Source organism: Anaerovibrio sp. (genome assembly GCF_051866355.1).
Taxonomy (GTDB): Bacteria; Bacillota; Negativicutes; order Selenomonadales; family Selenomonadaceae; genus Anaerovibrio.
Window position 1 is genome coordinate 1 of the sequence record NZ_JBJDWZ010000130.1, and the last position, 10,927, is coordinate 10,927.

At 54.5% G+C, this 10,927-nt stretch carries 11 protein-coding genes; 2 read left to right on the plus strand and 9 right to left on the minus strand.

Features of this window, described 5'->3' with window-relative positions; all coding sequences use genetic code 11:
- Positions 1-132 precede the first annotated feature (132 nt).
- The 9 genes from ACI3UA_RS06985 to ACI3UA_RS07025 form a co-directional block, all read right to left on the minus strand.
- Positions 133-513, minus strand: coding sequence for an addiction module toxin RelE (locus tag ACI3UA_RS06985; RefSeq protein WP_439724098.1), 381 nt, complete (start codon positions 511-513; stop codon positions 133-135).
- Positions 514-726: 213 nt separating this feature from the next.
- Positions 727-2,340 carry a peptide chain release factor 3 gene (locus ACI3UA_RS06990; RefSeq protein WP_439724099.1) on the minus strand — a complete coding sequence of 538 codons (1,614 nt, stop codon included), beginning with the start codon at positions 2,338-2,340 and terminating at the stop codon, positions 727-729.
- A 270-nt stretch (positions 2,341-2,610) separates the two neighbouring features.
- Positions 2,611-4,014, minus strand: a complete 1,404-nt coding sequence (locus ACI3UA_RS06995) for a methyl-accepting chemotaxis protein (protein ID WP_439724100.1) — start codon at positions 4,012-4,014, stop codon at positions 2,611-2,613.
- Between the two features lie 138 nt (positions 4,015-4,152).
- Positions 4,153-5,073 (minus strand): dihydroorotate dehydrogenase, encoded by a 921-nt coding sequence (locus ACI3UA_RS07000; RefSeq protein WP_439724101.1) that lies wholly within the window; start codon positions 5,071-5,073, stop codon positions 4,153-4,155.
- Positions 5,070-5,885 carry a dihydroorotate dehydrogenase electron transfer subunit gene (locus tag ACI3UA_RS07005; RefSeq protein ID WP_439724108.1) on the minus strand — a complete coding sequence of 272 codons (816 nt, stop codon included), beginning with the start codon at positions 5,883-5,885 and terminating at the stop codon, positions 5,070-5,072. The genes ACI3UA_RS07000 and ACI3UA_RS07005 overlap by 4 nt, the downstream gene beginning before the upstream one ends.
- Before the next feature lie 61 nt (positions 5,886-5,946).
- Positions 5,947-6,114 carry a hypothetical protein gene (locus ACI3UA_RS07010; RefSeq protein ID WP_439724102.1) on the minus strand — a complete coding sequence of 56 codons (168 nt, stop codon included), beginning with the start codon at positions 6,112-6,114 and terminating at the stop codon, positions 5,947-5,949.
- A 37-nt stretch (positions 6,115-6,151) separates the two neighbouring features.
- Positions 6,152-6,478, minus strand: coding sequence for an AzlD domain-containing protein (locus tag ACI3UA_RS07015; protein ID WP_439724103.1), 327 nt, complete (start codon positions 6,476-6,478; stop codon positions 6,152-6,154).
- Complete coding sequence (locus ACI3UA_RS07020) at positions 6,478-7,233, minus strand: AzlC family ABC transporter permease (protein WP_439724104.1); 756 nt, start codon at positions 7,231-7,233, stop codon at positions 6,478-6,480. The genes ACI3UA_RS07015 and ACI3UA_RS07020 overlap by 1 nt, the downstream gene beginning before the upstream one ends.
- 73 nt (positions 7,234-7,306) lie before the next feature.
- Complete coding sequence (locus tag ACI3UA_RS07025) at positions 7,307-8,548, minus strand: aminopeptidase (protein WP_439724105.1); 1,242 nt, start codon at positions 8,546-8,548, stop codon at positions 7,307-7,309.
- A 155-nt stretch (positions 8,549-8,703) separates the two neighbouring features.
- Between ACI3UA_RS07025 and ACI3UA_RS07030 the strand changes: the two genes are divergently transcribed.
- Complete coding sequence (locus tag ACI3UA_RS07030; protein WP_439724106.1) at positions 8,704-9,795, plus strand: M48 family metallopeptidase; 1,092 nt, start codon at positions 8,704-8,706, stop codon at positions 9,793-9,795.
- Between the two features lie 36 nt (positions 9,796-9,831).
- Positions 9,832-10,830, plus strand: a complete 999-nt coding sequence (locus ACI3UA_RS07035; protein WP_439724107.1) for an AI-2E family transporter — start codon at positions 9,832-9,834, stop codon at positions 10,828-10,830.
- Positions 10,831-10,927 lie beyond the last annotated feature (97 nt).

The following is a 10,927-nucleotide window of genomic DNA, read 5'->3' on the forward strand; positions in this document are numbered from 1 at the left end:
GTGTTTTCTATGGGGTAGCTGTCCCTGCTCATCCCATTTTTAATCTGAACAGAGTCCACGAACTAAAAAATAAATCTATTCTTTAATATCACCAAAGTATCATACAAGCACTACGATAAACTGAAATCTACCTCAACATTCTTTGAAACCCTGTGCCGAAATATAATCATAAACCACGCCGTACTGCAACCAGTAATCCACGCACTTAATAATCACATTCATCATGTTGTGGGTACTCATGGCAAAATTGCTGATGTCGCAAATCAGCTTTACCTCCCCGCGCTTTACATGCTGGAACTGAACCGTAACGCTGTACCGGTTGATGGACAAATGGTACACATTGTCAGTGGCCTTCTCTGCCAGCACAAACTTGGTCGGATTATCAGGGTCAGGCTGCATAAAGCCAAACTCCTTCAAACGCTCTATCAGCTGCGGCTTGGTGGTCTTGTGAAATTCCTCGTTCACCTTGTCACGCTCACGTTCCAATTCCTCAAACAAAGGGAAGCTTCTCATAATCATACACTCCTTTTTATAACAGAAAAAGACATGCACCCGAAGCGGCTATGCCTCGTTGCATGTCTTGTATAGATTCTATAACTTTAGCTGGAAAATGTCAAGCTGTACTTATGTGCTTATGAATCTGCACATTTTACACACTTTGCATATCCTGCATACTCTGCATGATGCGCACCATCAGCACGCCTTGCACATGCGGCCCCTGCACGCTTATACTTCCTTCTTGTCCACAGGAACAGCATGCAGCTCCAAATCAGGATTGTTGTCCGTAATCCAGCCCAGCGCCCATTCATTGCTCACCAGCAGTACAGGATTGCCGCGGCGGTCATAGACAAACATGCCCCTGTCAGCGCCGCGCAGGCTGGCAGGCGTAACCTCCCGTCCGTCGGCATAGGTCATCCAGCGGGCCACCTCATAAGGCTGCATGGTCATGACGATATCCACGCCGTACTCATTTTTCAGCCTGTATTCCAGCACCTCAAACTGCAAAGTACCTACCGTGCCCACAATATAGGACTCCGTACCGGCACCTGCCTGCTGGAACAGCTGAATGGCCCCCTCCTGGGTAAGCTGTTCCACGCCCTTGACGAACTGCTTCCTTTTCATGGTGTCCTTTGCCTGCACGCGGGCAAACTTCTCCGGCGGGAACACCGGGAAATCCTCATAGCTGAATTTGTGGGCGGTGTCGCACAGGGTATCGCCAATGCCAAAGATGCCCGGGTCGAAAAGCCCTACGATGTCCCCCGGATAGGCCTCGTCAACAATCTGCCTGTCCTGCGCCAAAAACTGCTGCGGCTGTGCCAGCTTGATAGGCTTGCCGCTACGGCTGTGGTACACGCTCATGCCCCGCTCAAATTTGCCGGAACAGATGCGGATAAAGGCAAGGCGGTCACGATGGGCAGGGTTCATATTGGCCTGTATCTTGAACACAAAGGCGGAAAATTTATCATCGTCCGGCTTGATAAGCCCATCGGTGGAATTCCTGCCCATCGGCTCAGGCGCCAGCTTCAAATACTCTTCCAGAAAATTCTGCACGCCGAAGTTGGTCATGGCCGAACCAAAGAACATAGGGGTAAGCTCACCCCGCGCCACCTTCTCAATGTCAAATTCCTCACCGGCCGTATCAAGGAGGTCAATATCATCCACCAGCGTCTGATGCGCTTCCTCTCCCAGCATGTCCACGAATTCCTTGTCATCGAGGGAGCCTGTCACAGAAGCCCTGGCATTCTGGCCGTGGGAAGTATCATCATCAAAAAGCTCTATCTGCTTTTTCTGCCTGTCATACACGCCAAAGTAATTGCCGTCCGTGCCAATCGGCCAGTTCATAGGATAAGAGCGGATGCCCAGCACGTTCTCCAGCTCATCCATCAAATCCAGCGGTGCCTTGCCGAAGCGGTCCAGCTTGTTGACAAAGGTGAAGATAGGGATACCGCGCTGTTTGCAGACCTTGAACAGCTTCTTGGTCTGCGCCTCCACGCCCTTTGCCACATCGATAATCATTACGGCGCTGTCCACCGCCATCAGCGTGCGGTAGGTATCCTCCGAGAAATCCTGATGTCCCGGAGTATCAAGGATATTGATGCAATACCCGTTGTAATTGAACTGCAGAACAGACGAGGTAACGGAAATACCGCGCTGTTTTTCTATCTCCATCCAGTCGGACACAGCGTGGTGCTGGGTCTTTCTCGACTTGATGGAACCGGCAAGATGGATGGCGCCGCCGTACAGCAGCAGCTTCTCCGTCAGGGTTGTTTTACCTGCATCCGGATGGGAAATAATCGCAAAGGTGCGACGCTTCCGGATTTCTTCTTTTAAATCAGCCAAAATCCTTCCTCCTGAAAAATTATTTAACTTCTTACATATACCACAAAAATCCTGTCCTGACAAGAAAAAAATCGCCGTTCCCGCCCTGTCCGCAAAATATCCCGTGAGCCGCGAGTACGCCCGCGCCAAATCCCCTGCCCGCTCCACGCAAAAAGCGGCGTGGCAGGGCCGGAAACGGAGTGATATCCGCACCGGCGCCGCCGCGCCGCCATGCAGGGCACAGCCTGCAGTACCTTACAGCTTGTTCATACAAGGCACAGCCACAGCACCTTACAGCTTATTTTTCAGGTTATCCAGATTGCCTATAACAGTGGAGGAAAGCGCTGACAGCTCTTCCATCAGATCATCCAGCTGACGCTGTTTCTTCGCATGGTAGGCATCAATGGCCTCCGCACAGCAGGAATGGAATCTGGCATGCTCGTTTTCCAGCTTCTGGAACTCAGGCAGATTGCCGAACAGCTCCTTGCCCTTGGAGGCATACCATTTGCCCAGGCGGCACTTGGTATGGTCGCGGACGTTGGCGGCATCAAGGTCTATGTTGCCCCACAGCATCTGGCTGAGGCGGGCCCGCCACAGAAGATGATCCGTCTTGGCCAGCTCCACATTTTCCTTGTCGGAAATATCCAAATCCAGCTCTGCCAGAGCGGTGCGCATCTGGCTGGAAGTCTTCAATGCCTCATACACGAAACGGTTGCAGTTCCGCGTGGAATCATTCTGCCTGTGCACATCGTCCATGGTGGTGCGCAGGGAAGCAGTCATTTCCTCAAAGGCCGCAGACTGTTCCTCGGCCAGCGGCGCCAGAATATTGACAGCATTGTCAATGCCGTCAAACACGCCTGTCAGCTTCTGGGTATGGGAGGTCGCTTCCTTGACAGCCGCAGTGTTGTTCTTGAAAGCGGAATCCATCTGGGTAAACTCATCGGTAATATCCTTGGAGGTTCCCTTGATGCTGGACAAATGCTCGTTGATTTCGCTTACGGACAGCTTGGACTGCTCGGCCAGCTTCCTTACTTCCTCGGCAACCACCGCAAAGCCCCTGCCATGCTCACCGGCACGGGCCGCCTCGATGGAGGCGTTCAGGGCCAGCAGATTGGTCTGGTCGGCAATGCCCCGCACCGTTTCCACCAGATTGTTGATATTGCCGGTATCCTTCTGCAGCTGGAGCACACTGCCGTGCATGCTCTGCAGGCTTTCCTCCGCTGCCGCAGTTTCCCTCGAAACAGTATCTATACTGCTCTCGGTGTTGCGCATGGCTTCCATGCCCTTGCGGGTCTGGTCAGAAGTCTCCGTGGCGGTTCCCGCCAATCCCATAATCTCGTTGGCCAGCGACTCCACCACCTTGTGCATCTCGTCAATTCTGGCGGACACATGGGTATTTTCCGTAACAATGGCGTTGAGCGCCTCGGAAACCTCGGTAGAATCGTATACCGATTCGTTCAGCGTCATCAGCATGGAGCGCAAGTCGCCGCGCTGTTTCTGCAAAAATGCCTCAATCTTCCTGCCCAGCTTCTGCAGCTCGGCAGACTCCACATGAGGAAGCGACGCCGTATAATCCCCGTCAATCGCCTTCTGCAGAAATCTGTCCAGACTTTCCACATCGCGCTTCATCTGTGTACAATCCTCGCCGCGGCCGGCAGCTTTTTTATTATCATTACTTGAGCCAAACAAAAACATCTCCGTACCCCCTAATGCAAATACTTTTCCTTCTAGTGACTAATATTCGCCATGAAAAAGGAAAACCCTCTTTTTTGCTAAAAAATGTTCAATGCCGGGCAGCAGCACAGGCTAAATCCCCCTGCCGGACACTGCGCATCAGATTCTGACCTGCCCCACCAGCTCAGAAACGTGCTTCAGCCCGCCTGCTTCCAGATAGGCGTCAATATCCTCTGCCACCCGCACCACGGCATCAGGGTGTACAAAATTTTCGGCACCTACGGCCACGGCACTGGCGCCTGCCAGCAAAAATTCCACCGCATCCTCGCCGCAGGTGATGCCGCCCAGTCCGAGAATAGGAATCTTCACCGCCTGCGCCGCCTGCCATACCATGCGGACAGCAATCGGCTTCACGGCCGGGCCGGAAAGGCCGCCCGTGATGTTGCCCAAAAGCGGCCGCCGGGTACGGACATCAATCACCATGCCGGTCAGGGTGTTGATGAGGGCAATAGCATCTGCACCGGCTTCCTCCACCGCCCGCGCCATCACGGTAATATCCGTCACATTAGGAGACAGCTTCACTATCACAGGCTTTTTCGTGTTTTTCCTGACCGCCTCCGTCACGGCCGCCGCCGCCCGCGGGTCCGTGCCAAAGACAATGCCGCCTTCCTTGACATTCGGGCAGGAAATGTTCACCTCCACGCCATCCACGCCGTCCACATCCAGCTTGGCCGCCATCATGCCGTATTCCTCCACCGTACCGGCAGAAAAATTGGCAATAAAGGCCGTGTCAGCCGCTTCCTGCCGCACCCGCGGCAGAATATCCCGCAAAAATCCGTCCACGCCGGGATTTTCCAGTCCGATGCAGTTCAGCATGCCGCCGGGGGTCTCTGCCACCCGCACCCCCTTGTTGCCGGGACGGGGCTGAGGCGTCAGCCCCTTGCTGATAATCGCCCCCACATCGCTGAGATTCAGGAAATCCTTGTATTCAATGCCAAAGCCAAAGGTGCCGGACGCCCCCATCACAGGAGTTTTCATCTTTATGCCGGCAAAGTCCGTCGCCAGTCTGTCAAAATTCATTTCTCAAAAACCTCCTCCGCAGGGAATACAGGGCCGTCATGGCAAATCTTCCAGCGCCTGCCGCTGACCTTGCCCTCAAAGGTACAGCCAAGGCACACGCCGATGCCGCAGGCCATGCGCTTCTCAAGGGATACCTGGCATTCTATGCCACGCTCCATGGCCAGCTTTGCCAGCCCCTCCATCATGATGGTCGGGCCGCAGATTTTGATGTGCCTGATATCGTATCTGTCGAGGATTTCCGGCATGGCGTCAATGGCAAAGCCTTTTTTCCCGGCAGAGCCATCATTGGTAGTCACGATGATTTCCCCGGTGAAGTCCTTCAGGTAATCCTGCCAGAAAAGCTCGTCCGCGCTCCTTACCCCCAGCAGGAAGAGAGGCTTGTTCCCCGGCTCCAGCCCCGCCAGATGGCGTGCCGTGTAGATGAGCGGCGCCACGCCTACACCGCCGCCGATAAGCAGTGTCCTGCCGCCCTTTTCCCCGCCTGCACAGCCGTCAGCGGCACTGCCCCCGTCGAAGCGGAAGCCGCCCCCCAGAGGCCCTTCCACGCTGATTTCCATGGTAGGCTCCAGCCCGGCCAGCTCCCGCGTGCCCTTGCCTGCCACGCGATAAATCAGGAGAAGCCTGCCCTGCTCCCTGTCCGCATCGGCCACGCCGAAGGGACGGCGCAGAAACGTACTGCCGCTCTCGTTCTTCACCATGACAAACTGTCCCGGCTCCGCCTGTGCCGCCACCCGCGGCGCATGGATTACCATAGCGCGCACATCGTCAGACAGGATATTGTTTTCCACAATAGAGCCCATTTCCACCAACATACTCAAAACCAACACCACCCAATCCTTTATCCAAAACACCTATCACCGAAAGCTTTATCTGCTATTTATTATCCTTTTTCGTGGCTCCCGCCAGCTTCACCAGAGCGATGGCCGCCACGCCGATGCCGCAGATGCTTGCAGGGGCACTGGCATCCGCCGGGCCAAATTCACTAATCAGCCACAAAACGACTACCAGCACAACCAGCACCTTCAAACCGGGACTTTTCACAAGCTTCCTCCCCCTATGCGCACAAAACCACAATCCATCACAATACCTGCTGTGCCGCCCAGTAGGTCACCAGCCCCGTAATAATGCTGTAGGGCAGTGATTTGGTGGCCGCCGCCACAGGCAGTACCACGATGGACGCCACCAGCTCCTTGTTCTCCCAGGAAAAGCGGAAGCCTTCCGCACCACTGCCGAAAATCGAGGTAAAAATCAAGGCCCCGAACACCGCCGTGGGCACATACTGCAGCCACAGGTGAAAAAATCTCGGCAGCTGACGATTGCCCAGCAGGGCAAAGGGCAGTACCCTCGGAATATATGATACCAGAAAAAGCCCGAAAATACACAGCAAAATTTCGTCGTAGCTCATCAATCCGCCTCCTCACCATGAACCTCCTGCCGCCCGGAGGATGCCGCTCCGGCACCGCCAGTCCCGCCGTCCCCTGACAGCCTCATCTGGCAGGCCGCAGCCACGGCGGCCGCCAGAACGGTAGCCACCACCACGTTCAGCATGTGATCCAGCCAGAAGGACAGCACCAGCGCAAGAATTCCTCCCAGCACCCCTGTCAGCACCAGGCTGGGACTGACAAAGTGAAAGGACCACAGCCCGATGAACATGGCAATCAGGGCGTAGCTCACCAGTGCCGTATCAATATAAACCGTATTGCCCAGAAAAAGGCCTGCCACCGTGGCGGCAATCCACGATACATGCCCCACAAAGTTCACCCCCATGGCATTCCGGCCCGTCCACTCCCTGCCCAGGCGGACAAACTGGGTGTGATTCACCGCAAAGGTTTCGTCCACAATCTCCTGTGCGTAAAAAGCCTTGTACAGCCATGACCTCCCCGCAATATACTGATTCAAAATCAGGGCATACAGCAAATGCCTGAGATTGACAATACATACCGTCATCACCACCGGCATAATCGTACTGCCGCTGCCAATCATGGCCAGCGCAATAAACTGGCCACTGCCGGCAAAAAGGAAGGTGGACATCATCAGCATCTGAAACCAGTCAAAGCCGGTCTTTTGCGCCAAAATGCCGCAGGCCAGCCCCAGCGGAACATAGCCGAAAGCGATTGGCCACGCCGCCTTCAGCACCTTTCTATTTATAAAACCATCCAATATCCTGCATCTCCGAATTAATCATATTACATCTGCAGCACTGCCGCTCAGGCCGTACCGCAGTCCCCTGTCATCATATCGCGGCAAAATTGCCGTCCCGGAAAACCTGCACCCGGCTTCCATCAGCCCTGATGCCCTCTATGGAAAGGTCCGCCGTGCCAATCATAAAATCCTCATGCACCAGCGAATCATTCACCCCCCGTTGCAAAAGCTCCACGGAGTTCATCTTCTCCCCGCCCTGCAGGCAGGTAGGATAGGCCTTGCCAAAGGCCAGATGGCAGGCGGCATTCTCATCAAACAGGGTGTTGTAAAACAAAATGCCGCTGTTTGAAATCGGTGAATCATACGGCACCAGCGCCACCTCTCCCAGATAGCTGGCGCCCTCGTCCACCGCCAGAAGCTGGTTCAATACCTCCTGCCCCTTGGCGGCTTCCGCCTTTACCACCTTGCCGGCCGCAAACTCCAGCCGCATCCCTTCAATGAGACTGCCGTTGTAGTTCAGCGGCTTGGAGGCGTATACCACGCCGTCCACGCCGTTCCTGTCCGGCAGGGTATAGATTTCCTCCGTAGGCATATTGGCCACGAAGCGCACGCCGTCACCGGCGATTTCCGCACCGCCTGCCCAAACGTGGCCCCGGGGCAGCTTCACCGTCAGGTCCGTGCCCAGCCCGTTGGCATAATGCAGGGTGGCAAACTGCTGCTCATTCATAAAGCGGCATGCCCTCTGCAAAAAGTCTATATGCGCCTGCCAGGCCTCCACAGGATTGCCGGCCTCATGAGCCGCATCGATGCGCACCGCCTTGAAAATCGCCTGCCACAGCTTTTCCACGGCCTGCCCGCCATCCTCCCCGGCAAAAACCTTTTTGGCCCAGCTCTCCGTAGGAATGGACACCACGCACCAGCGAAGCTCATTGTTCATCATGGCCTGACGATACTCCAGAAGGGCCTTGCCGGCCGCCCGCCGGCTCCTGAGCAGCTTGTCAGGCTCCACATGCTGAAAAATCGTCGGGTCCGAGGCATGGATGGAAACCACCGCCGCCCCCCTTGCCTTGAAATCCATGAACATGTCCCTGCGCCATGCCGGAAACTCGTCAAAAACCTCCGCGGCCGCTTCCTCCAGCCTCAGCCGGGCAAACTGCTCATCAGACCAGTTTATCTTCACATCCCTGGCTCCGGCGGCAAAGGCCTTTCCGGCAATCCTGCGGGCAAAATCGGCGCACTCTATGGGCGAATTCACCATCAAAAGCTGTCCCCTCTGCAGATTCACGCCGGTGCAGACCACCAGCTCCGCGTATTTATCCAGCAATTTCTCCATAACAAACCTCCTGGGAAAATTCTACTAACTTTATCCTAATTCATTTTTAAGCTATTTTTAATTTGAAATATCCACCTGTATATATTATCATATATTCATACCACACGCATTATTACAATAAAAAATTATTTGTCACTTATTCATGGAGGAAAAAAATGTTTAATGCAAAAAAGAATCTTGCAAAATTAATTATCACCTGCCTGGCTGTGGGCATGCCGTTGACCGCGGCACTGCCGTCACAGGCTGATGCCAGCGTTCTCGGCTCCGTTATTGCCGCCGGCATCCAGATGGCAGAAACCAATAATCAGCTGAAACAGCTTAACGATACCGAGGAAGGACGTCAGGCGCTTTTTCAGGAGATGAAGAATAAACAGGGCGTCAACACCGACCCGTATCTCAACAGCCGCGTCGACACCATTATGGCAAATCTCTCTGCCGGTGTTGCCAAGGTTGACCCGTCCATCAACGACATGCCTTACAACTACTACATCAACCCTGATACCAGCTTCAATGCCGCCTGCTCCCTGGGCCACAACATGACCATCAACACAGGCATCTTTGACCTGCTGGTCACCGATGATGAAATCGCCGTTGTACTGGGCCATGAGATGGCACACGGCCAGAAGAACCATGTGCTGAAAGGCTATCAGCAGCAGATTCCTGTCACCCTGCTGGGCACGGCCGCCGCGGCCGGTGGCGGAACTGCCGCCGCCATTGGCGCCAGCGTGGCAGTCAACTACATCGATTCCGTGCATATCACCAAGCCGCAGGAGAGGGAGGCTGACAAGCTGGCCTTCGAGTACATCGCCAACACTAACTACAACATCGGCGCTACTGCCGCCGTATGGCAGAAGGTTATCGAGAAATACGGCGAAAGCTCCAGCAGCTTTGCCGGTGAAATCTTCAACCCTTCCGACCATCCGGGGCATGAGGAGCGCCGCGATACCTACGCCAAGCAGATAAGCGAGTATTCCAACAAGGTTGTCACCGTTGCCGACGGCGTTGTAAAAATCCACGGCAAGGAGTTCGTTGCCCCTGCCTCTACCGCTTCCATGAGCGGCGCAGAGCGCTCCTACTTTGTGGCCGGCAACCTTGCCCGCTACTATCACAAGGGAACGAAAAATATCGCGCAGGCCTATGTGCAGAACGGCACCGTATATCTGGAAAATCAGGCTGTCATGACGCCTGCTGACGGCGATTTGTCCGCCCAGGAGCTGGCCGACCGCCTGAATGCCCTGCAGAAATAACCGTATAACCCTCTTTTTACACTGGAGATGATGCCCATGTGGGAGAACCACAAAACTTCGATTATTATAGGCATTGCTATTATTGCACTGCTGTCGGCCTTCTGGTACATGCAGTCCTTTGCCTTTGTTTTCTTTTTATCCATACTGCTGACACTGCTGCTCCTGGACCCGGTGGACAAGCTCAGCAGCCGTATTCCACGAGGTCTGGCGTCTCTTCTGGTGCTGAGCGGTTTTCTGGTGGTCTTTCTGGGGCTGATTACCATAGTGTCCAGCAACTTCATCCCTACCCTCTCCCGTTTTACGGAAGAACTGCCTACCCTGGCGACCAACATCCAGCAGCTGAACGGCCTGACTGAAACGGGCCTTTTCCAGAAAGGCGTGGATGAGGCGTGGTCAGAGCTTACCGCAATCAGCACCAAGGCCATCAAGTCCTCGCTGCTGATTGCTTTTTCCCTGTTCAACAAGCTGATAGATTTCGTCATCATCCTGTTCCTGACCTTCTATCTTCTGATGGACGGGGACAAAATCAAGAGCTACGTAGCGCATCTTTTTCCTGACAGGGACAGGAAGCGCATCATCCATCTGCAGGACGGCATCCTGCTTTCCCTGCGCACCTATATCCGCAGTCAGCTGGTGATATGCTTTATTACCGGCTTCATAGTCTACAGCTACTTTACCATTATGGATTTGCCCTATGCCTCCGTCTTTGCCGTTACATCGGCCCTCAGCGAGTTTATTCCGGTGCTGGGGCCTACGGTGGCATCCGGCTTCGGTATTCTCATGACGGCCATTCATACGCCGGGACTGACGATTCAGACGGCCATCTTCTATCTGGCCATGACCCAGATTAATCACAATCTCGTGTATCCGGCCATCGTGGGAAAATCCCTGCACCTGCATCCTGTGGCCGTCATTATGGGCATTATCCTGGGCGGCGAGCTTCTGGACGCAGCGGGCATGTTCCTGGCTGTGCCCTTCATGGTGGTAATCAAGCACGTTATTGAAGATATCAATGAGCACAGCCACCTTATGTAAAATCACAAATATCCTGCTACGGGCACAGGGCCGGTAAATACGGCCTGAATACAGCCTGAAAGCAGACAGCAAAAATGACCTGCCACATCTGAGGAAT

Coding starts and splice junctions, on each gene's coding strand:
- ACI3UA_RS07015 (WP_439724103.1), bottom strand. CDS start 6,478: ATGAGCTACGACGAAATTTTGCTGTGTATTTTCGGGCTTTTTCTGGTA.
- ACI3UA_RS07025 (WP_439724105.1), bottom strand. CDS start 8,548: ATGGAGAAATTGCTGGATAAATACGCGGAGCTGGTGGTCTGCACCGGC.
- ACI3UA_RS07035 (WP_439724107.1), top strand. CDS start 9,832: ATGTGGGAGAACCACAAAACTTCGATTATTATAGGCATTGCTATTATT.
- ACI3UA_RS06995 (WP_439724100.1), bottom strand. CDS start 4,014: ATGTTTTTGTTTGGCTCAAGTAATGATAATAAAAAAGCTGCCGGCCGC.
- ACI3UA_RS07030 (WP_439724106.1), top strand. CDS start 8,704: ATGTTTAATGCAAAAAAGAATCTTGCAAAATTAATTATCACCTGCCTG.
- ACI3UA_RS07000 (WP_439724101.1), bottom strand. CDS start 5,073: ATGAATTTTGACAGACTGGCGACGGACTTTGCCGGCATAAAGATGAAA.
- ACI3UA_RS06985 (WP_439724098.1), bottom strand. CDS start 513: ATGAGAAGCTTCCCTTTGTTTGAGGAATTGGAACGTGAGCGTGACAAG.
- ACI3UA_RS07005 (WP_439724108.1), bottom strand. CDS start 5,885: ATGTTGGTGGAAATGGGCTCTATTGTGGAAAACAATATCCTGTCTGAC.